Origin of the sequence: Brevibacillus sp. NL20B1 (assembly GCF_018195675.1) — a bacterium.
GTDB classification, from domain to species: Bacteria; Bacillota; Bacilli; order Brevibacillales; family Brevibacillaceae; genus Brevibacillus; species Brevibacillus aydinogluensis.
In genome coordinates, this window is sequence record NZ_JAGTPT010000001.1 from 41219 (window position 1) to 62351 (window position 21133).

The window sequence follows — 21133 nt, forward strand, 5'->3', positions numbered from 1 at the left end:
CCCTCCTGGCCTGCCTGTTTATTTTAATCAAAAAAGCCGCTGCACTCGAGATGAGGCAGCGGCTGTCACTGTCTTTAGCCGGAGATGGCGGCCTGCTGTTTGACCACCTTGACGGTCCGAAGCGTCTCGTCTTCCGGCCCCTGTACCGGGAGACCGACGCGAATGTTTTCCTGAATGTAGGCGATGTTGTCGGCCGTAATCACTTCGCCGGGGAGAAAAATCGGGATGCCCGGCGGGTAGACCATGATGAATTCGGTAATGACGCGGCCCTCCGCTTCCGCCAGCGGGATGACCTCCGTCTCCGCGTAAAACGCGTCGCGCGGCGTCATGGACAGCACGGGGATTCTCGGCAGGACAATTGCCGGCTTTTCCTCCGCCTGCACATGGGCAAATTCCACTGCCAGCTCGCGCAGAGCGTTGACGAGTACCTCAATCGTCTCGTCCGTGTCGCCGGGGGTGATGAGACAGAGCACGTTGTACAGGTCGCTCAATTCCACTTCGATGTTGTACTTGTCCCGCAGCCAGTTTTCCACTTCCCAGCCGGTGATGCCAAGATCCCGCACGTGGATCAGGAGCTTCGTCGGGTCCATTGCATACGTCGCCGGTTTGCCGAGTATTTCCCGGCCGATGCAGTAGATGCGGGGAATCTCGTTGATCATCTTCCGCGCCTTGTCGGCGAGCCGAATCGCTTCGTCCATCATCGCCCGTCCGTTCAGGACCAGATGCTGCCGGGCCATGTCCAGCGACGCCAGCAAAATGTACGATGTGGAAGTGGTGGTCAGCATGCTCATCACCGTTTTCACCCGGTCGATGTCCACCAGTCCTTCCCGCACGTTGAGAATCGAGGTCTGGGTGAGCGACCCGCCCAGCTTGTGTACGCTGGTGGCCGCCATGTCCGCCCCCGCCTGCATCGCGGAAATGGGCAGGTCCTCATGAAAATGGATGTGCACGCCATGGGCCTCGTCCACGAGTACGGGAATGCCGTATTGGTGGGCGATGCGCACAATTTCCCGCAGATCCCCGGCGATGCCGTAATAGGTGGGATTGATCACCAGCAGAGCGGCCGCGTCCGGATGGGTCTGCAGCGCTTTTTGCACGGCCTTGACCGTAATCCCGTGGGAAATCCCCAGGCGTTCGTCCATGGCCGGGTGAATGAACACCGGAACGGCTCCGGCAAAAATAACCGCCGACATGACGGATTTATGCACGTTGCGCGGCACGATGATCTTGTCACCGGGTTTGCAGGTGGCCATGATCATCGCCATGATCGCACCGCTTGTCCCTTGTACGGAAAAGAATGTATGATCAGCACCGAACGCTTCGGCGGCCAATTCCTGAGCCTCTTTGATCATCGCCTTGGGATGATGCAGATCGTCCAGAGGAGCAATGTTGATGAGGTCAATCGAGAGCGCATTCTCCCCGATAAACTCGCGGAATGCCGGGTGCATGCCCATGCCCTTCTTGTGACCCGGAATGTGAAACTGGATGGGATTTTTTCGGGCGTGCTCCACCAACCCGCTGAACAGAGGAGTTTTCATTTGACTCATACGATCGCCTCGCTTTACCAGAAAGATGAATATGCGAAAATGATGGATGCAACGAAACAAACAAAGTTGAGTATAGCAAAAAGCATCGGGAAAGCAAGCGGATTTTTATTCATGTATGCGTTTACAGGCAGGAGTTTTGCCCCTGCACCGAGAAGTTTTGTGATAAGCGAGGTGAAGAGGATGAAAACGAGAGTAACGGAACTGCTTCACATCCGCTATCCCATCGTCCAGGGGGGATTGGCGTACCTGGCCTACGCCGAGCTGGCTGCAGCCGTCTCCAATGCCGGCGGTCTGGGGCAGATCACGGCAATGTCCCTGCCGTCACCCGAGGCCCTGCGCGAACAGATTCACAAGGTACGAGCGCTGACAGACAAGCCGTTCGGCGTCAATTTTGCCATCGGCCAGCACGGTCGTCCGTACGAACACATGCTGGAGGTCGCGCTGGAGGAGGGCGTCAAGGTCATATCAATCACCGGCGGCAACCCGGAACCGCTGATTCGACGAACCGACGGCCATGACGTGAAAAAGCTGGTGCTCGTCGCCTCCGTGCGGCAGGCGCAAAAGGCGGAAGCGATCGGTGCCGATGCGGTTATGGCTGTGGGTCAGGAGGGCGGCGGCCATTTGGGGCGCGACGACATCGGGACGTTTGTGCTCATTCCCCGCGTCGTGGATTCGGTGAAAATTCCCGTCCTGGCCAGCGGCGGCATTGGTGACGGTCGCGGTCTGCTCGCGGCGATGGCGTTGGGAGCGGACGGCGTGGAGATGGGCACCCGATTCATCGCCACGCAGGAATGCGTGCACGCCCATCCTGCCTACAAGGACGCACTGTTAAAAGGCACAGAGCACGATACGGCCGTCATCAAGCGAACGCTTGGCACACCCGCTCGCGTCGTGCGCACCCCTGGCTCCGACCGAATCCTGCAGCTGGAGCAGGAAGGCGCTGACTACGAACGCTTGAAGCCCTACATCAGCGGCGAGCGCAATCGTACCTTCATCTACGAGGGGAACGCTGAGGAAGGCTTTGGCTGGGCCGGGCAGGTGATCGGCTTGATCCACGATGTGCCGACCGTGCAGGAACTCTTCGAGCGGATGTTCCGGGAGGTGGAGGAAAGACTTGCTGCGCTGCGCGCCAGTGTCGAGCGGGAATAGCCGATACCGCTTATTCCCATCTCTCGTCCGGTACGCGAGACAATGAAAAAAGAACAGGCACGCCTCATTTTCGATAGAAAGCGGACCTGTTCTTTTGCATATATTCTCACTACCTTTAGCGAGAAGCAGCCAGCGAACCGGACCTGCACAGGTTGTACAGCCTGGTCAGCACGGCAAATGTATCGTCCATTCGCTGCAGCAGCTTGTCGCCGTCGGCCAGCACCGGATCGTGCCGGTCGATGGTAATGCCGCAGAGAATCTCCGCTTTTTTCACGGCAGCCAGCCTGTCCACCAGCTTGAGGATGCCCTCCCGTCCCAATTCAGCCTGCGGGGTGCTGTCCGGCTGGGTGTGGTCGGGGGACCAGCGGAAATCATCGGGGACGATCTCCAGGATCTCATCCAGATGCTGCTTCATCGATTGACTGATCTCCTCTTTTACGGGCGATTCGTAGATGACGGCGTACCAGACAAACAGGTGCGTGCCCCACAGCCCCACCTGAAAATGCGGGTGCTTTTTATACCCGCGCTTGTCGGGAGCCCAGGCCACCCATGTATCGTTTGGCGGATTGACGGTCCGGCGGGCGTGTTTGGCCACATGGTAAAACATTTCGCTGCCGCACGCCGTGGAGAGCGTCGGGGCGAAATGATGGCCGAGCGCCTCCAGTTTCGGGCGGATGACGGTTTTGATCGCCTCCATCCGGTTATCCAAGCCGTCAATGGCAAATACGTCAAAGTCTTCCTGACGAAAACCTGAAAACGTTTTCATGAAACGGACACCTCGCTTCAGACTGTCTCGCAAGTTGCCCGTGAGAAACGGGCAGGCGTCCCCGTCAAGGGAGCTTGTAATCCCCCATATGATAACATAACAAGCCGGAAAAAAATACATGTCGGGAAATGAATAGCAATCCAAGCCGCAGAATAATATGATATACCACTCGCTCCCGTCTGCAGCAACATTGTCTGAGTATTCTGTGAATGGGGGTGGATGAACTACGATAAGGAATCTGGAGTTTGGGGAGCTGGCAGGTTGGCTTGGCCGGACCACCGGCACGCGATGCCGCACACACTCGAAAGCGGGAGCAGCGTCTCGTGAAGGGAGTCCTACAGGCAGTTTCTTTTCCGCGCGAACACCCCCGACGGCATGGCCGAATGAACGTACCGGCACCTCGTCGGTAAAGCGCATTCGGCAGGAAGAGGCCGTCAGAACAGTCGAAACAAAAGGAGCTGAGAAAACAATGATCCACGAAAAGGCTTGCAATGTAACCATGGATCAGGTGATTGCCGCTCTGAAACGACGCGACGCCGAAGAACGCATACCCGTCCTGCGCCTGGAACTGGACTACGAACTGGCCACGCTGTACGATGCGCTGCAGGAGAATGACAAGGTGCAAATTCGCAAATCAACCGAACGGTTAAAGCAGCTCAGCCGTGAAATGCTGCTGCTGGAAGCGTAACGAACGACTGGAGGAACGTACAGGAAGATGAGTCTCGAACATGTGCATAGAGAATAAAAAAAGCGACATCTCGTCATGGTAGGTGTCGCTTTTTTTGGTCTCGGAATGGGGCGCGGAAGGCGTCTTTTTGCTCGCGGTGTATCTGCTACAATGAAAGGGAAACGCGTCTGCGGGAGGGATGAGCGCATGTGGAAGCGCATATACCACACGTTGGAGCGGACATTCCCGTCGTTTACCGTGGATGAGTGGTGGGGGGTGACCGAGCCGTTCGCCCGCATGGCGGGGAGCGTACTGGTGCAGAATACGACCTGGATCAATGCAAGCAAAGCGCTTGACAGACTGGAAGAGGCGGGATTGCTTGAACCGGCGGCACTGGCTGGCGAGACGGTCGAACGACTGGCGGAGGTGATTCGTCCGGCCGGATTTCAGCGGGCGAAAAGCGCTGCGCTGCTGCGGCTGGCCGGGTGGGTCGTGGAGCATGGCGGAGTGGACAGGCTTCGCCGGTTGACAGACAGCACGGACGAGCTGCGCCGACAGCTTCTGCTCCTGAAAGGAATCGGGCCGGAGACGGCGGACACGATCCTGGCCTACGCATTGACCCGGCCGACCATTTCCGGGGACGCCTATACCCGTCGATTGTGGCAGCGGCTCACCGGCGAAGTGCTTTCCTACGAACAGGTGCGGCGGGCCATTCTGGCGGAGCTGACGGAGGCGGAAGACCTGCGCCGGCTGCACGGTTTGATCGTGGAGCACGGCAAGGCGATTTGCGCAAAGCGCCTTCCCCGCTGTTCGGCCTGTTTGTTTGCAGACGATTGCCGATATTTGCATGATTCCATTTGAATTGCCCGACCGGACGGAGGTACAATAGTAGAGGATTTTGGCATTTACGCACCACCAGAAAGGAAGAAAACATCGCATGGAACCACTCCTATCATTGACGGCCGACACGCCAATCTTGCTGTTGACCGTGCTCGCGTTTAACCTCCTCCTGCTCGTGCTCATCATCATGCAGTCCGTGCGGATCAAACGGCTGCGCAAATCGCTCAACCGGCTGCTGTCGGGGACGGGCGGGGCCAACCTGGAAGAGGGCATGCACCGGCTCATGGACGAAGTGGTCGAGGTGAAGAAGCGGCAGGATGACCAGCAGTTTACGCTGAACCGCCTGGCGCAGCGCGTTGGAAGCCAGTGTGCCAACGTGGCGCTCGTCCGCTACAATGCGTTCGCCGAACTGGGCAGCGACTTGAGCTTTTCGCTTGCCATCGTGGACGACGCGCAGAACGGCGTGGTCATCACCAGCATCTACGGACGGGATGAATCGCGCATGTATGCCAAACCGGTGCAGGGCGGCGAATCTCCTTATCAGCTCTCCGAGGAAGAACGTACCGCCATTCGCAAAGCGATGAACAACAGTGCTGGCCGACTGGATGAGAAAAGCCGGTAAATCCTACAGGAATGGCACGCATTGCACAGATTCAGGGAGTTCTTTTTCCCTCCTCGCCATTTCTTGGGGATATTTGAGCTTTTTGCGAAAATTCATCCGCTTTTCGCTCAAGACTTTTGCCTGCACATCGTGTATAATAAAAGTGTCAAGGACGGTTTAATTACAAAAAGTAGGTGATCCGCCTTCATTACCCAAATCGATTATCGATTCACGGGGCAAGGCCAGATTCTACAACGTTCCTTTGTTGACACGTAGCGTATCTCCTCAATTGGCAGTCGTTATTGTCTGAACGAGCCAGGAATTTACAAGAATTGAGGAGATAGTATGGCACAGCGTTTAGCAACCAATTACGCCAAGGCCTATTTCACGATGAATGAAGAAGAGCTGGACCGATTTGTCGCGCTCTTCGCCAATGAACACATTTCAGTCGATGTTAAAGTATGCGACAACGGTGATCGTGACGTGTTGCTGACGGATCAGAACGGGGAGATCCAACTGACCTTCCACCGGACTGGCAACCGTTATTCGTGTGAAAGTTCCTACCTCATCCGAGACATGCAGTTGGCCAACGCGATGCGAAAAGCCATGAAAACATTTCGCGGTCACGGAATCGTGCACCGAATCTACGACGGATTTACAATCGTCTACCATTACGACGAAGGCTCTGTCGTAAGCATTCAGGAAGTCTCCGGCGACGAAGAGGTGTCCATCTTCGAGAACACCGAGGGAAACGTTGCACGGGAACTGGAATCCCTGTTCCGGCAGATGGGCAGCGAACAGGAGATCGAATCGATTCGGCAAGAGACGGATCGATGGCTTGATTTGCGTAATTGGGCAAAGAGAACGGCCCCGGAAAAGGTCAATGCGATTGATCTTCGACTGGCCGCGTTGTCACGCCGTTTGTTTCAATTGGAAGCATAAGAGCAAGCAAAAAATGGGCGCATCCGCCCATTTTTTGTTTTCCTGGTTTTTCTCCAAAAAAAGTATTGTCATTTGGGCAGAAGCATGGTATGTTTGTTTTCGTTGGAAACAAGATTAGGAACCAGGATTCACTTTAAAGGGTGGATTACATGAGGAAAACCGCCCCCGTTAGTGAATGACGCAGGTCCTAGCGATGTTTAACATTACACTTGCTAGGAAGGGGGAAACCGAAAGATGGAATACTCGACTTTCGGAAGACACGTTGCCGTTGACACATGGGGAGTTCAGTTTGATTTGTTGAACGACGCCGAATATTTGAAGAAAGAAATGATTGAGGCTGCCGAAGCGTGTGGCGCCACCGTATTGGGCGTGCAAGCCAAGCAGTTTTCTCCTCAAGGGGCTACCGTTCTGGTTCTCCTCTCGGAAAGCCACCTGTCCATTCACACCTATCCCGAGCGCGGATTTGCCGCTCTGGACTGCTACACCTGTGGCGAAACTGTCGATCCGCAAGTGGCGATCGACTACCTGATTTCCGTGCTGAAGCCGGAAAAAGTGTACGCGAAGAAACTGGTACGCGGCACCGGCGAACTGCAAGTTTCCGAACCGGAAATCAAGACGTTTGAAGTAGCAAGCAAGTAACAATCGCCAGCAAAGCCAAGAGGTGCGGAATCATCCGCACCTCTTTTACGTCAATCCTGCTCCGGGATTGGCGGCTGAGTGACATCCAATCGTCGTTCATCGCAGGTGTCCATTGTGCCGTTTTTCACAACCTGATAATATGAAAGGTACGCATACCTAGAGGAGGTACACATGAAGCGTCTTGACATCCGCAACATTGCGATTATTGCCCACGTCGACCACGGGAAAACGACGCTGGTTGACAAATTGCTGATCCAATCGGGGACGTTCCGCAGCAACCAGCAGGTGGAGGAGCGGATGATGGACTCCAACGATCTGGAGCGGGAGCGAGGCATTACCATCCTGGCGAAAACGACGTCCGTCAAATACAAGGAGTATACCATCAACATCCTGGACACGCCCGGCCACGCCGACTTCGGCGGTGAGGTGGAGCGGATCATGAGCATGGTGGACGGTGTGCTGCTTATCGTCGACGCATTTGAAGGCTGTATGCCGCAGACCCGTTTCGTGCTGAAGAAGGCGCTGGAAGCGAAGGTGACGCCGATCGTCGTCGTGAACAAGGTGGACCGGGAAAACGCCCGTCCCCAGGAAGTGATCAACGAGGTGTACGATCTGTTCATCGACCTGGACGCGACGGAAGAGCAGCTGGAGTTTCCGATTGTATACGCATCCGGTCTGCAGGGCATTGCGGGGATGGAGCCGGATCAATTGCAGGGCGACCTGGGCCCGCTGTTTGAAACGATCGTCAAGCACATTCCGGCGCCGGAAGCGGATGAAGCGTCTCCGCTGCAGATGCAGGTCACGATGCTGGATTACAACGACTTTTTGGGCCGCATCGGCATCGGCCGGATTTACCGCGGGACGATCAACGTCAACGACATGGTGGCTGTCGTCAAACGGGACGGCTCGATCAAGCGGATGCGCGTGCAGAAGCTGTTCGGCTTTTCCGGCCTGCAGCGCGTGGAGCAAAAGACGGCCAAAGCGGGGGACATTGTGGCGATCGCCGGACTGGAGGACATCAACGTCGGCGAGACCGTCTGCCACGTCGATCATCCCGACCCGCTGCCCCTGTTGAAAATTGACGAGCCGACGCTGCAGATGACCTTCCTCGTCAACAACAGTCCGTTTGCCGGACGGGAGGGCAAGCACGTCACCTCCCGCAAACTGCGCGACCGGTTGATGGCGGAGCTGGAGACAGACGTGTCGCTGCGTGTGGAGGAGACCGATTCGCCCGACGCGTTTATCGTATCCGGCCGGGGCGAACTTCATCTCTCCATCCTGGTGGAAAACATGCGCCGGGAAGGGTTTGAGCTTGCCGTCTCCAAACCGGAAGTGATCGTGCGGGAAATCGACGGCCAAAAAATGGAGCCGGCGGAGCGCCTGATTATCGATGTGCCGGAGGAGTACACGGGTGCCGTCATGGAGACGCTGGGTCAGCGCAAGGCAGAGATGGTCAACATGATCAACAACGGCTTCGGCCAGGTGCGGATGGAGTTCATCATTCCCTCCCGCGGGCTGATCGGCTACCGCACCGAGTTTTTGACCATTACCCGCGGATACGGCATCATGAACCATTCGTTTGACAGCTACCGTCCGTACGTTCCCGGCAGCGTGGGCGGCCGCCGTGCCGGCGTGCTGATCTCCAACGAGACGGGCACAGCGACCACGTACGGTCTGATGTCCGTCGAAGACCGCGGCGTGATGTTTATCACCCCGGGGACAGAGGTGTACGAGGGGATGATCGTAGGCGAGCACAACCGGGACAACGACTTGACCGTCAACGTCTGCAAGGAAAAGCACGCCACCAACGTCCGCTCGGCGACCAAAGAAGAGACGGTGAAGATGAAAACCCCCCGTCTGCTGACGCTGGAGGAAGCGCTGGAGTATCTGAACGACGACGAACTGTGCGAAGTGACGCCGCAGTCTGTCCGCCTGCGCAAGAAGTTCCTGACCAAGTCGGAGCGGGAGCGCTACGAAAAGCAAAAACGCTGGGAAGCGCAGGCACAGGCGTAACGACAACGGAAGAAGCCGTACTGTCTATACAGGCAGCACGGCTTTTCTTTTTTCCGTCATGCGGTTTGCTCGTGGGATTGGCTACAGCTGTTTCAGGATGTTTAGTTCTTCCTCGGCGAGGATGATCTGCTGCAGCGATTCTGTTCCGTTTCGCACGGTGCTTTGCAGGACACGGACTACGCCGTCCTGGTTTTGCACCACAATCGTTCGCACTTGGCCCAGTCCGCTTTTTCTCACCGAGTCGTACATGGTGCGGTAGGCGAACCGCTCCTGCAAAAATTGCACGCTGGCCATCGCTTGTGCATGTTTCACCCGTTTCCCTCCCGCTCTGCTGAATGGTCACTACTTCATAGGTAAGCGGACGGATCGCGTTTTATGATACTGCTGCATGCGCAGGGTTCTCATTTTGACAGGGCACGGGCCAACTGATAAAGTTAAATGGACAGATTTTATCGTAGGAGTGAAACCAGATTGAAAATCGGATGCCATATCAGCGTTGGCAAGGGACTGGAACAAGCAGTCCTGCGCGCCATTGAGCTGGGGGCGGAATCGCTGCAGGTGTTTACGAAGAACCCGCGCGGTCTGCGCCCGAAAAAAATTGACTACCGGGACGCGACCAAAGGGGTGGACCTGCTGCAAAAGCACGATCTCACCCTGGTCTGCCACACCCCCTACATCACCAACCTGTCTACGCCCAAGCCGGATCTGCAGGAAGTGACGATTCGCTCGATTTTGGAAGATTTGCATATTGCCGAAGCCTACGGGGCGGTCGGCGCCGTGGTGCACTGCGGCAAGCACGTCGGCGAAGGGGAAGAATACGGGACAAAACGAATGGTAGAGACGTTGGACCTGATTCTGGAGCAGTACGACGGTCCGGTCAAGCTCCTGCTGGAAAACACGGCTGGCCAAGGCTCCGAACTGGGACTGACGATCCGGGATCTGATGGAGATTCGCGCCGCCACCCGTTTCCCCGAGAAAATCGGGTTCTGCTTTGACACGTGCCACGCCTTTGCCGCCGGGCAGTGGAGAGGAGAGACGTTTGACGACCTGCTGGAAGAGATGGAGCGGACAGGCTATCTGGAGCACCTGGTGGCGATCCACTTCAACGACAGCAAGGCCCCTTTTGCCAGCCGGAAAGACCGCCACGAAAAAATCGGCAAAGGGGAGATTGGCAGTGAAGCGCTGGCCAAATTCCTGGTGAGCGACAAACTCCAGCACCTGCCTGTTGTATTGGAAACCCCAGTGGAAGACGAACGGGAGTACGCAGACGAGATGGTGTACCTGCACGAACTGCGCCGCGAGGGCCTGGACGCTGCGGGGCAGGAGGGGTGACGCATGGAGTGGTTTGAGCTTGCCTCCACCTATTCACCAGCCGCACCGGACCAGCTGTCGGCGTACGACAGCTTCCGCTTGTGGGCGGACCACTACCGCACCTGGATCATTTTTGTCGAGTTGATCATCGTGTACTATCTCGGGTTTGCCACCCGCTGGCGCATGCCGATTCTGAAAACGCTCCTGTTGTATGTGCTGCTCTTTATCGGCGCATTGATTTTTGCCATTCTGGACGTGCAGCTCCCGGTGAAAAGCGCACTTTTGGTCGCCGTTGCCATTCTGGTGATCGTCAAGATGCGGAACAAGCCGGGAGAACGCAGCGGGAAGTGAGGGAACCGTCGTGAAGCGGGAGGATGCGCTCTACAACTGGCTGCAGATTCAAATCGTCGCCGACGCGCGGCCGGATGACCGGTCCGCTCTGGATACGGCAGCATTTTTCGCGGACATCCTGAGAGAGGACCACCAGGCATCGGAATGCGAGTATCGCCGCGAAGGGGACTGGTACGTGGTTCGCTGCGTCTTCCCCGACGAAGTCTGGGAACGCCGCTATCCCTCGGAGGAAGCGGAATCGCTTTTGGCTGCAATCGAAAACGAACCCCGGTATAACGAGTAGAACCGGCATGAGGCTCCGCCGAACGAAAGAACGGTTGGGACTTCGGCATTATCCCCGTCTCCGCCAGAGGCGGGGTTTTTTTGTGTCGTTTGTCCCAATCTGGTCTCGGCATCCCCCGTTTTTGGTCGTAACTGCAACCTTTGCAGGAAACCTGTCGTCTGTTAGGGTGTCCAGGGCAGGAACTACATAGAGAGGAGAAGGCAGCATGAAGAAAATAGGAACCAAGCCCGTATTGGCAGTCGTGACTGCCGCGGCGATCATCGGGGGAGTGACTCCGCTCCTGGCAGATGCGAGCACCCCCGTACCCGCAACAAACAGCACCAAAGTTGTCATGAACGATGAAAGCAAACACGTCACCCGATACAATCTGAAAGAGTTGGCGGCAAACGATCCGGCGACGCTGAACATGCTGTTGAAAACGCAGGCCGACCACCTGTATCTGGTCGTAAAAGAGATCGGGCTGGACGCCAAATTGCGGACGTACATCGAGGAACATCCGGAAGAGTGGGAGCGCGTCTACCGCGAACACTACGCCGACATCTACCTGGAAGTCCGTTTTGACGTCGATGAACAAGGTTTCATCAGCGTGAAACCGGAGACCCGCGACACAATTACGTACCTGAAAGGGAAAGTGTCGGAACATGTGACCAAAGTAGTCGTCGAAAAGCCAAACGGCGGCACGATCGAAGTGATTCCCACCGCGGAGGATACCTTCACGGTCAGCTTTACGGCGATCGTAAGCGCCACGCCGCAGTACGCGACAGTCAAGGCGTACGTGGACGACAAGCTGGTGGACACCCGCAAGGTGCAGGTAAACACGGGAACTGTCGTGCAGGCCGACGTGCTGATTCACACCTTGGCTCTGTTGGATGAGAAGAAACAGGAACTGAAAGTAAACGGCATCATCAGCCAGGAAGCGGACAAGGTGATCGTCACGTACAACGGCAAATCCAAAGAAGCGAACGTGAAAAAACTGTGGCAAGGCGTCGGCTCTTTCTCTGTCAGCCTGAAGGACGTACAGGCCGGCAAAGGCAAGGTGTTGATCGCAGCTTACAAAGACGGCAAGAAAATCGATTCCGAATCCGTGGAGCTGAAGGTAATCAACGACGCTGACAAGCCGCACAGCTACCGCATCGAGGGAACCGCAACGATCAATGCCAAGGAAAAACAGGTTCGCGTGAAAGGAAGCATTGACGGCCTGAACGGCAAGGGCAAGGTGAAGCTGTACGTCGTGGCGCCGGACGGCAAAAAGCACGAGGTGAAAGTGAAAGACGGCCGGTTTGAGGCGAAGCTGAAGTACCACGATCGCTCGTACAGCGCGAAAGCAGTCCACCTCGAGCTGTACCTGGACGGCAAACTTGTGGCCAAAGCCGACATCCCGCACAACAAGCCGGTCAACGGCGATGACGATGAAAAAGGCAAAGACAAGGGGAAAGACAAGGATAAGGGACCGAAAGGCAACGGCAATGGGAAAAAGCACGGTGATGACGACGATCACAAATAAGGCTTACTGTCGATAGGCCTGCACGTAATCGATCAATTGGCGGATGTAATCGCCGATAATCGGGACGGACAGGAACTGGCTGAGAAAAGAGCCGAGCAGCACCAGGACGATGGCCGTACCGATCGTCAATCCCAGGCCTCGGGCAAGACCTGCGAGGAAGTTGATCCACAGCAGCTTGCTCGGGGCTGTATAATTTTGAATCACGTCGGCGAGGCGGATATCCTCCAGAAAGAGGGCGATTTTGTCCATCCGTTCGTTCAGTTTGCGCACTTCCTGCAGCTCTGCCAGCAGCTTGTCGATCTTGGCCAGCAAGCGGTCGGTGGGGGATGGGGGCATGCGGCTCTCCTCCTGTCTTGCATTCGTTCCCGTTACGTATCAGTGTAGGAAAAAAACGGGTGAGAAGCAAGGTGTTGGACGGAAAGGTTTGCCTATCGCCAGGCGGGTAGGTACAATAGACGTACATTCCCTTTTCAAGGAGGCATCGGAATGGCTGAAACCGTTTCCCAAACGCTTTCGGAGGAACTGTTCGCGCTTTTGCAGCAGGAGCGTTTTGTCACACTCGGAACGATTGACCACGAGTCCGGCGCTCCGTCGCTCAGTTCCCTTTCCTGGACGTTTGCGCCGACGCCGCAGTTGATCCGTTTCGCCGTAGACAACCGCTCTCGTATTTTGGCCAACATTGCCAAGGAACCGCAGGTCGTGCTGCACTTGATCGGGGCCGGTTCCTCCTATGCCATCAACGGCAGGGCGACGATCAAGACGGAACGGATGGAGAATGTCCCGCTGAAGCTGGCGATGGTGGAAGTGGCCATCGAGGCCGTTCGCGACGTGATGTTCTACGGCTCCCGCATCTCGGTCGAGCCCCAATATGAAAAGACGTACGACAAAAATGCGGCCAGCAAACTGGACAACCAGGTGATGACCGCATTGAAAAACGCAACGTGATCGGGTTACCAGCATAATGAAAAACAGGTTGACAGGTACTGCCGATTTCGGTAGTATAAGGTCAACCAATTGCAAATTGCATAGCAAACTTCTTATCCAGAGAGGCGGAGGGACTGGCCCGATGATGCCCGGCAACCAATCACCTGTACAAGGGGATACTGGTGCTAATTCCTGCAGAGTGTAACGCTCTGAAAGATGAGAAGGATTTGCTTACGTACGCGTAAACAAAGCCTTCTTTTCAGAGAAAAGAGGGCTTTTTTTAATGCCCTCGGTCATTTTGTTGGAGGGAGAGATCCATATGCATCTGGAGACAAAATTGGTGCAGGCGGGCGTCGCCAAAGACGAGCGGACCGGCGCAATCAGCTTTCCCGTTTACAACGCCACCGCGTATCGCCATCCCGCCCTCGGGCAGAGCACGGGGTACGATTACACGCGCACAGCCAACCCGACCCGGACCGTGCTGGAGCAGACGATTGCCGAAGCGGAAGGGGGAGACGCCGGGTTTGCCTGTGCTTCCGGCATGGCCGCGATACATACGGTCATGGGACTGTTCTCCCAGGGAGATCACCTGGTCGTATCGCTCGATCTGTACGGCGGGACGTACCGGTTGTTCGAGCAGGTGCTCTCACGTTACGGACTTCGCTTCAGCTATGTCGACCTGCGTGACGTGAAGAATCTGGAAGAAGCAATCCGCCCGGAGACGCGGGCTGTTTTTGTGGAAACGCCGACCAATCCCCTGATGCAGATCACCGACATCGCGGCGGTGGCAGAGGTGGCCAAGCGAAACGGGCTGTTGACCATTGTGGACAACACGTTCATGACGCCGTACTGTCAGCGGCCGCTGGAGTTGGGGGCTGACCTGGTGCTGCACAGCGCGACCAAATACCTCGGCGGCCACAACGACGTCCTCGCTGGATTGATCGTCACAAAGGGTGAAGAGTTGTCCGAAAAAATCCGGTTTTTGCACAATTCGATCGGAGCGGTGCTGGGGCCGCAGGACTGTTGGCTGCTGCTGCGGGGGATGAAGACGCTGGCTCTGCGAATGGAACGCCATCAGGCAAATGCCTTGGCGATTGTAAAGACATTGCGGGAACACCCTGCCGTGACGGACGTTTATTATCCCGGTTTGCCGGAGCATCCCGGTTATGAGGTGCAGTGCAGGCAGGCCAGCGGGTTCAGCGGGATGGTTTCGTTCCGCCTGCGCTCGGCTGAACAGGTGGCGCCGTTTCTGGAGAGCTTACGGATCATATCGTTTGCGGAAAGCCTGGGCGGCGTGGAGTCGCTGTGCACCTATCCGGCGACGCAGACGCATGCCGACATCCCGCAAGAGATTCGCGAGTACGTGGGTGTGTGCGACCGGCTGCTGCGGCTGTCGGTCGGGATCGAACATCCCGACGACCTGATCGCTGACGTGTGTCAGGCTCTGGATGCAAGTCTCTCACTGACGGGAGGGAGCGTACGATGAAGTTTGCCACCAAACTGCTGCACGGCACCAGTTGTATCGACCCGGTGACAGGGGCGGCCTCGGTGCCCATTTATCAGGCGTCCACCTTTCACCAGGCTGATCTGGACCGGCCCGTCGTTTACGATTACGCCCGTTCGGGCAATCCCACACGGCATGCGTTGGAAGAGGCAATCGCCGTTTTGGAGGGAGGCGAGCGCGGATTCGCCTTTGCTTCCGGTATGGCGGCCATCTCCAGTGTGTTCATGCTGTTCTCCGCCGGAGATCACGTCGTGGTGGCGGAGGACGTATACGGCGGCACCTACCGCTTCTTGACCAATGTTCTGTCCCGCATGGGGATCGCCGTCAGCTTTGTCGATACCACGTCGTTGGAGCAGGTGGAAGCAGCCATCCGTCCCGAGACCAAGGGCATCTACCTGGAAACTCCGTCCAACCCGACGCTGAAAGTGACGGACATCGCCGCTGTCTGCGCGCTGGCGAAACAGCGGGGACTGCTGGTGATCGTGGACAATACGTTTATGACGCCGTACTATCAGCGGCCTCTGGAGCTGGGCGCGGACGTGGTGATCCACAGCGCGACCAAGTTCATCGGCGGCCACAGTGACGTCGTGGCCGGGTTGGCCGTGACCAAGGAGGCGGCATTGGGTGAGCAGCTCTACATGATCCAAAACGGCATGGGAGCGATCCTCGGCGTGCAGGATTCCTGGCTGGTGCTGCGCGGCTTGAAGTCCTTGAAAGCGCGTCTGGACGTCAGCACGCAGACGGCGGAAAAGCTGGCCCACTGGCTTTCCACACACCCGGCGGTCAGCCGCGTCTACTACACCGGATTGCCGGAACACGACGGTCATGACCTGCAAAACCGGCAGGCGAGCGGACACGGGGCGGTACTCTCCTTTGACGTGGGCAGCCGCGAGCGGGCCAAAGCGCTGTTTGACCGCGTCAAGCTGCCGATTGTCGCCGTCAGTCTGGGTGCGGTCGAAACGATTCTTTCCTATCCGGCGATGATGTCCCATGCCGCCATGCCGCCCGCAGAGCGTAAGCGGCGTGGAATTACGGACGGACTGATCCGTCTCTCCGCGGGCCTGGAGGACGCTGTCGACCTGCTTCAAGACCTGGAGCAGGCATTGGACGCGCTTGGACCCGCAGAGCAGGCGGCAGACGACAAACAGGCATTTTCCTGGGCGTAAGCCCGGAAAATGCCTGTATTGTTTCGGACGATGGTCAGCGGTTCACCGGGATTTTTTCATTTCCCTGCGGTTTGGAGTTGCCGCTTTTGTTGATCCGCTGTTCGTTTTCCCTGGTTGGCGTCTCTTCCCGTTTTTGCACGTCGCGCGGCAGCTGCGGCATGAGCCTCCCGACGATGTCCGCCAGTTCTTCGGCCAAGCCGGTCACGGGACGACCGCGTTGGATGTCAGCAGCCATTTCCCGCAGCCGCTGCACGATGTCGGGGTCGGCCGTGACGATGGCGTTCGCCCCTTGGGGGTCTTCTTTCAGCGCTTCCGCCACCGAGTATTTGATCACGCCCACTTCCGGCCGATCCAGATGGGCGTTGACATCAATGCCGACGACCGCCCACTTGCCCAGGACCACCGCCGTCGCGTCATTGACGTTTTTCACCCGCGTGGCCAGGCGCACCAGCCGTTCAGCGGTTGCCTGCGGCGACTGGTTGTAGGTTGGGGACGGGGCGGTTTGCTGGACGCGCTGCGTTTCCGGCACAGTTTGGCCGGGCTGCGGAGCCGCCTGGTTGGCCGGAGGCTTGTTGTTCGTCATGCAGGCGGAGAGGAGCAGGCTGACGCTCAGTACATAGATCGCTGTCCGTTTCACGGTCATACTTCCTTTCCCTGGATTGCTGCGGTACAGGTGATGGTTAGTCGTATTGTGTTCTGCCTGCCCCGTTTTCATTCTTCTGCCTCTCGTCTATCCGTCCACCCCTTGTCATACACTGTAATACATCGCGTTCGGACAGCAGAGCATCCGGTCCCCAACTGCATATAATAGAGAAGATGGGTAATAGGAGGCGAGACTTTGAAGAAAATCTACGTACTGGACACCAACGTACTCCTGCAAGATCCGCGGGCGATGTTCTCCTTTGCGGACAATGAGATCGTCCTACCCGCCGTGGTATTGGAAGAAATTGATTCCAAAAAGCGCTATATGGATGAAATTGGCCGTAATGCCCGTTACGTGTCGAGATTGTTGGACAGTTTTCGCGAACTGGGCCATCTGCATCAGGGCATTACGCTGGAGACAGGCGGTCTGTTTCGCGTAGAGTTGAATCACTCATCGCTTCACAAGCTGCAGAAGCAATTTACAGAATTTACAAACGACAACCGGATTTTGGCCGTAGCGCTAAATCTGCAGGAAGAGGAAAACCTGTCCCCAAGCCCTCGTCCCGTCATTCTCGTCAGCAAAGATGCCCTGATGCGGGTAAAGGCGGACGCGCTCGGCCTGAAAGCGGAAGATTTCCTGTCCGACCGCGTCGTCGAGCACTCCAGTATTTATGCTGGTTGCGAAAAGCTGACAGTGGCTTCCCACATCATTCAAACGTACTACGCCTCCCGCAAGCTGAACCTGTCAGCCTGTTTTCCCAATACCCGGTTTTTTCCGCACCAGTTCCTGATTTTAAAAGACGAGATCAATCCCTCGATCTCCGCGATCGGCAAAGTGGACGCAGAAGGCAGGACGCTGGAGATGTTGGTGACGAGCGACGATCCGGTCTGGGGCATTCGCGCCCGCAACGTGCAGCAGCGCATGGCCATGGAACTGCTGCTGCGGGAGGAGATTCCGCTTGTCACCATGACGGGCAAGGCTGGTACCGGCAAAACACTCCTGGCGCTGGCGGCGGGGCTGTTGCAGATCGAGGACCTGCAGACGTACAAGAAGCTGCTGGTGGCCAGACCCATTGTCCCACTGGGAAAAGATATTGGCTTTCTCCCCGGGGAAAAGGAAGAGAAACTGCGGCCGTGGATGCAGCCGATTTACGATAATTTGGAATATTTGTTTAATACCAAGCACCCGGGTGATCTGGACAAGATCCTCGCCGGCATGGGAAGCATCCAGGTGGAGGCACTGACGTACATTCGCGGACGCTCCATTCCCGGTCAGTTCATCATTATCGACGAGGCGCAGAACTTGACCAAACACGAGGTGAAGACGATCCTGACCCGGGTCGGCGAAGGGTCAAAAATTGTGCTCATGGGAGACCCGGAGCAGATCGACCACCCCTATCTGGACGAGAGCAACAACGGACTGACCTACGTGGTGGAGATGTTCAAGACGCAAAAGCTGGCGGGCCATATCAAGCTGGAAAAAGGGGAACGCAGCGTGCTGGCGCAGTTGGCGGCCGATCTGCTGTAGGGATGCATAGAAACCAAAAATCAGCGCATACTGTAAAACGTCGAGCCCGATGATTGATGGATCAACGGCGACAAGCCTTCTTGGGAGGCGAAAAAGCGTGGTTATTTATGATCATGCAGTCGATCTTGGTCAAAGTGGCGGAACCCGAGCTCTTTAGGTAACAGACTCTATGGATGGAGGCTGACGTGCCAAAGAGAATAACCGGTAGTACCCCAGAGCAGAAGGGCTCGACACAACCGCTCCTTGTTGGAGCGGTTTTTCATTTTTCAGCTTACAGCGGCCGATTGGACGGGGCGGATGATTTGAGAAGGGGAACTTCGGGAAAAGAAAAAAGCCCGGGCTGCAAGAGCCGGGCAAAAGGGGTTTATGAATGCGTTATGGCCAGCGCCTTTTTCAGTGTGTTGATTGTACTGATGTGCATCCCCTCGTGAAAGAGCGAAAAAACGAACATCTCGCCCAGTGTGGTCATCTGCGTGTTTCGCAAGACGAACGGCTGCGGCAATTCCTGGTTGAGCCGTTCACGGAAGGTTCGCTTGATTCGCTCCTTTTGCTCTTCCAACTGTTCGGCCAACGTGGACAGGGATGGCACCTCTCCCTGCCAGTCCGCCGGTTTCGTGCCCGGTCCGAACAGCGTTTTGTACGAGGCAGGCAGGTGTGTAAATTCGAGACCGTACATACAGCTTTCCTGAACGGTCAGAATATGTCCCAGATTCCAGCGGATGTTGTTGGAAAATCCTTCCGGAACGATATCCGCCTGCTCTGTGGGCAGATCCTTCAATACCGCCAGAGTGATGCCGCGAACCAGATCGTACTGCTTCCAGACAAACGCGTAATCGTGCACGGGTGACTACCACCTTTCCCTAAATTTTGCCATACGTGTGATTGTATTCGCTTTCGGCGGGCAAACACCTGCCAATGATGGCACATCGAGACGGTTTCATCGAAGGTCATGCGTCGGGCTTATCCCCCATACACATGAATGAGGGGGGAGTAGACATGGTCAGTCTGGATTCATCCATTTCCTTTATGATTTACATCACGGCGGTGTCCAGCGCGGCCGCCGGGGTGACGGAAGCAGTCAAGTCGGTGGTACCCTTCCTCGCCACTGATTACGAGGCCGAACAAGACCGGTTGGAAGACCACAACCACGCCGCTCGGCTGACACATTACAAAAAGTTTTGCAATCTGATCATCTCCGTCGTGTCCGCAGGCGTCATTTTCGCACTGCTCGGCCTTGATCCCGCGCTGATTCTCGTCGGGGCGCCATCCGCCTTTGTCGACAATCCGTGGAAAGTGGGCACCTGGATCTGGGGGATTGTCGCTGTCTTTGGATCGCCGTTGTTTGCCTCCGTCTTGAAGATTCTGGAAGGGTGGAAACAAAACGTCAACGGCGACAACTTTCCGCACAAGCCAAGACAAAAGGTCAGAGGACCAAGAAACTGACGAGGCGATTCATGCGGCTTTCACTCGAGTGGAAAGCCGCATGGTTTTTTCATGAGATGGGCTTGTCTCACTCGTTCCACCACGTGACGGCCGTCCGGTAGGCGCGGGCAATTCCTTCGATCAGGTCAGTCTGGTTGGCGTCCACGAGGTACAGCGTGGGGCGGGATGACGATGCGTGCAGCGTTCCGATCACGTGTTCCCGGCACTGCTCCAGAGCGGCCCAGCGGTCGCGTTCCTCGCCGGCGGCAGCGTCCAGTGAAAACGCGGCGACGCGGTCAGCGTAGAGATACACGTGTTCGTTCTGACTGACGAATCCGACGTCGTCCAGGTGGGCGATGTCCGCTCCCTCGGGGAGTAGCCAGAGCGTAAATTCTTCGCCCAGCATTCCCGCCTTTTGCAAGATGTCCCGCAAGGTGTCCCGTTCGTGCGGGCTTTCTACAATAAACAGTCGGCCGTCGCGGTCAAACACATTGACATGATCCCCGATTTTATGTATGACTTGAGCATAGAAGCCGGGCCGTTTGCCGTCCGGCACCTGCATGTCCACACCGTACATGCGCTTCAACAGTCTCACTCCGTTTCACGTTGAGTATTATCCATATCGTATCATAAAAAAAGGAGGTTCACCCATGAACGAACCACAATTGACCATTGAGAAATACGTACTGGGGCCGTTTCAAACCAACGCCTACATTTTGACCAACCCGGAAACCGGGCAGAGCATCGTGATCGACCCGGGGATGGAACCGGCGGCGCTCCTTCGCGCTCTGAAGGGAAAAAACATCGTCGCCATCCTGCTGACCCATGCGCATCTGGACCACATCGGCGGGCTGGATCAGGTGCGTGCCCTGACCGGCGCACCGGTCTACATCCATCCGCTGGAGCAGAGCTGGCTGACCGATCCCGATCTGAACGGCTCGACCCGCTGGAACTTGTCAGAACCCATTGTCTGCGAGCCGGCCGAGCACGAGCTGGCCGACGGGCAAACGCTGGAGCTGGCCGGACTGACCATCCGCGTCCTGCACACGCCCGGACACTCGCCGGGGAGCTGCTCGTTTGTGGTGGGACAGCATTGCTTCGGCGGCGACGTCCTGTTTGCCCAAAGCATCGGGCGGACAGACCTGCCGGGAGGAAATTTCGAGACACTGATGATCAGCATTCAGGACAAACTGTTTGAGCTGGATGACGACACGATCGTCTACCCGGGGCACGGTCCGAAAACCACGATCGAAGCGGAAAAGCTGTACAACCCGTTTGTGACGGGCTTGCTGCGGTAACCGAGCGTCGCCGGCTGTCATCCGCATCCCCAGCGG

The 21133-nt window shown here is 56.7% G+C and carries 23 protein-coding genes, 1 pseudogene and 1 riboswitch; of the genes and pseudogenes, 17 read left to right on the plus strand and 7 right to left on the minus strand.

Features of this window, described 5'->3' with window-relative positions:
* Positions 1–74: 74 nt before the first annotated feature.
* Positions 75–1547: an aminotransferase class I/II-fold pyridoxal phosphate-dependent enzyme gene (locus tag KDN35_RS00270; RefSeq protein ID WP_171564425.1), complete on the minus strand. Its 1473-nt coding sequence runs from the start codon at positions 1545–1547 to the stop codon at positions 75–77.
* 111 nt (positions 1548–1658) lie between these two features.
* Between KDN35_RS00270 and KDN35_RS00275 the strand changes: the two genes are divergently transcribed.
* Positions 1659–2696, plus strand: coding sequence for an NAD(P)H-dependent flavin oxidoreductase (locus tag KDN35_RS00275; protein WP_171564424.1), 1038 nt, complete (start codon positions 1659–1661; stop codon positions 2694–2696).
* Positions 2697–2811: 115 nt separating this feature from the next.
* On the opposite strand, the gene KDN35_RS00280 is transcribed toward KDN35_RS00275, so the two are convergent.
* Positions 2812–3462, minus strand: a complete 651-nt coding sequence (locus KDN35_RS00280; RefSeq protein WP_212131823.1) for a YktB family protein — start codon at positions 3460–3462, stop codon at positions 2812–2814.
* A gap of 406 nt (positions 3463–3868) precedes the next feature.
* Between KDN35_RS00280 and KDN35_RS00285 the strand changes: the two are divergent.
* The 6 genes and pseudogenes from KDN35_RS00285 to typA all read left to right on the plus strand — a co-directional run.
* A pseudogene (locus KDN35_RS00285) lies at positions 3869–4150 on the plus strand (hypothetical protein); the annotation flags it as partial.
* A 186-nt stretch (positions 4151–4336) separates the two neighbouring features.
* On the plus strand, positions 4337–4990 hold the full coding sequence (locus KDN35_RS00290) for an endonuclease III domain-containing protein (protein ID WP_171564422.1): 654 nt from the start codon (positions 4337–4339) through the stop codon (positions 4988–4990).
* Positions 4991–5066: 76 nt separating this feature from the next.
* A complete protein-coding gene (locus KDN35_RS00295; RefSeq protein ID WP_171564421.1) occupies positions 5067–5591 on the plus strand; it encodes a DUF4446 family protein in 525 nt (174 codons plus the stop codon).
* A 324-nt stretch (positions 5592–5915) separates the two neighbouring features.
* Entirely contained in the window at positions 5916–6512 is a 597-nt protein-coding gene (locus KDN35_RS00300; protein ID WP_171564420.1) for a hypothetical protein, read from the plus strand.
* Between the two features lie 234 nt (positions 6513–6746).
* A complete protein-coding gene (gene speD / locus KDN35_RS00305) occupies positions 6747–7151 on the plus strand; it encodes an adenosylmethionine decarboxylase (RefSeq protein ID WP_171564419.1) in 405 nt (134 codons plus the stop codon).
* A 171-nt stretch (positions 7152–7322) separates the two neighbouring features.
* Positions 7323–9164, plus strand: coding sequence for a translational GTPase TypA (gene typA, locus KDN35_RS00310; protein WP_171564418.1), 1842 nt, complete (start codon positions 7323–7325; stop codon positions 9162–9164).
* 81 nt (positions 9165–9245) lie between these two features.
* On the opposite strand, the gene KDN35_RS00315 is transcribed toward typA, so the two are convergent.
* On the minus strand, positions 9246–9476 hold the full coding sequence (locus KDN35_RS00315) for a hypothetical protein (RefSeq protein WP_171564417.1): 231 nt from the start codon (positions 9474–9476) through the stop codon (positions 9246–9248).
* A gap of 159 nt (positions 9477–9635) precedes the next feature.
* Between KDN35_RS00315 and KDN35_RS00320 the strand changes: the two genes are divergently transcribed.
* The 4 genes from KDN35_RS00320 (at position 9636) to KDN35_RS00335 (ending at position 12613) form a co-directional block, all read left to right on the plus strand.
* A complete protein-coding gene (locus KDN35_RS00320) occupies positions 9636–10496 on the plus strand; it encodes a deoxyribonuclease IV (RefSeq protein WP_171564416.1) in 861 nt (286 codons plus the stop codon).
* A gap of 3 nt (positions 10497–10499) precedes the next feature.
* Positions 10500–10826 (plus strand): YlaH-like family protein, encoded by a 327-nt coding sequence (locus KDN35_RS00325; protein WP_171564415.1) that lies wholly within the window; start codon positions 10500–10502, stop codon positions 10824–10826.
* A gap of 10 nt (positions 10827–10836) precedes the next feature.
* Positions 10837–11109: a hypothetical protein gene (locus tag KDN35_RS00330; RefSeq protein WP_171564414.1), complete on the plus strand. Its 273-nt coding sequence runs from the start codon at positions 10837–10839 to the stop codon at positions 11107–11109.
* Positions 11110–11314: 205 nt separating this feature from the next.
* Positions 11315–12613: a hypothetical protein gene (locus tag KDN35_RS00335; RefSeq protein ID WP_212131824.1), complete on the plus strand. Its 1299-nt coding sequence runs from the start codon at positions 11315–11317 to the stop codon at positions 12611–12613.
* Positions 12614–12616: 3 nt separating this feature from the next.
* Here the strand turns inward: KDN35_RS00335 and KDN35_RS00340 are convergent, their stop codons facing one another.
* A complete protein-coding gene (locus tag KDN35_RS00340; protein WP_171564412.1) occupies positions 12617–12949 on the minus strand; it encodes a DUF5665 domain-containing protein in 333 nt (110 codons plus the stop codon).
* A 150-nt stretch (positions 12950–13099) separates the two neighbouring features.
* On the opposite strand from KDN35_RS00340, the gene KDN35_RS00345 reads away from it, so the two are divergent.
* The 3 genes from KDN35_RS00345 (at position 13100) to KDN35_RS00355 (ending at position 16207) form a co-directional block, all read left to right on the plus strand.
* Positions 13100–13558 (plus strand): pyridoxamine 5'-phosphate oxidase family protein, encoded by a 459-nt coding sequence (locus KDN35_RS00345; RefSeq protein WP_212131825.1) that lies wholly within the window; start codon positions 13100–13102, stop codon positions 13556–13558.
* A gap of 89 nt (positions 13559–13647) precedes the next feature.
* Positions 13648–13760: riboswitch (SAM riboswitch) on the plus strand.
* 96 nt (positions 13761–13856) lie between these two features.
* On the plus strand, positions 13857–15023 hold the full coding sequence (locus KDN35_RS00350; RefSeq protein ID WP_212131826.1) for an aminotransferase class I/II-fold pyridoxal phosphate-dependent enzyme: 1167 nt from the start codon (positions 13857–13859) through the stop codon (positions 15021–15023).
* On the plus strand, positions 15020–16207 hold the full coding sequence (locus KDN35_RS00355) for a trans-sulfuration enzyme family protein (RefSeq protein ID WP_171564409.1): 1188 nt from the start codon (positions 15020–15022) through the stop codon (positions 16205–16207). The genes KDN35_RS00350 and KDN35_RS00355 overlap by 4 nt, the downstream gene beginning before the upstream one ends.
* 34 nt (positions 16208–16241) lie before the next feature.
* Here the strand turns inward: KDN35_RS00355 and KDN35_RS00360 are convergent, their stop codons facing one another.
* Entirely contained in the window at positions 16242–16850 is a 609-nt protein-coding gene (locus KDN35_RS00360) for a YhcN/YlaJ family sporulation lipoprotein (protein WP_171564511.1), read from the minus strand.
* A 195-nt stretch (positions 16851–17045) separates the two neighbouring features.
* Here KDN35_RS00360 and KDN35_RS00365 point away from each other — a divergent pair, with 195 nt between their 5' ends.
* Positions 17046–18377, plus strand: coding sequence for a PhoH family protein (locus tag KDN35_RS00365; RefSeq protein ID WP_171564408.1), 1332 nt, complete (start codon positions 17046–17048; stop codon positions 18375–18377).
* Between the two features lie 364 nt (positions 18378–18741).
* Here the strand turns inward: KDN35_RS00365 and KDN35_RS00370 are convergent, their stop codons facing one another.
* Positions 18742–19218, minus strand: coding sequence for a DinB family protein (locus KDN35_RS00370; RefSeq protein WP_171564407.1), 477 nt, complete (start codon positions 19216–19218; stop codon positions 18742–18744).
* A gap of 155 nt (positions 19219–19373) precedes the next feature.
* On the opposite strand from KDN35_RS00370, the gene KDN35_RS00375 reads away from it, so the two are divergent.
* Positions 19374–19820: a hypothetical protein gene (locus KDN35_RS00375; RefSeq protein WP_171564406.1), complete on the plus strand. Its 447-nt coding sequence runs from the start codon at positions 19374–19376 to the stop codon at positions 19818–19820.
* 67 nt (positions 19821–19887) lie between these two features.
* On the opposite strand, the gene KDN35_RS00380 is transcribed toward KDN35_RS00375, so the two are convergent.
* A complete protein-coding gene (locus tag KDN35_RS00380) occupies positions 19888–20394 on the minus strand; it encodes a hypothetical protein (protein ID WP_349290945.1) in 507 nt (168 codons plus the stop codon).
* 55 nt (positions 20395–20449) lie between these two features.
* Here KDN35_RS00380 and KDN35_RS00385 point away from each other — a divergent pair, with 55 nt between their 5' ends.
* Positions 20450–21097 carry an MBL fold metallo-hydrolase gene (locus KDN35_RS00385; RefSeq protein WP_212131827.1) on the plus strand — a complete coding sequence of 216 codons (648 nt, stop codon included), beginning with the start codon at positions 20450–20452 and terminating at the stop codon, positions 21095–21097.
* The last annotated feature ends 36 nt before the right edge of the window (positions 21098–21133 follow it).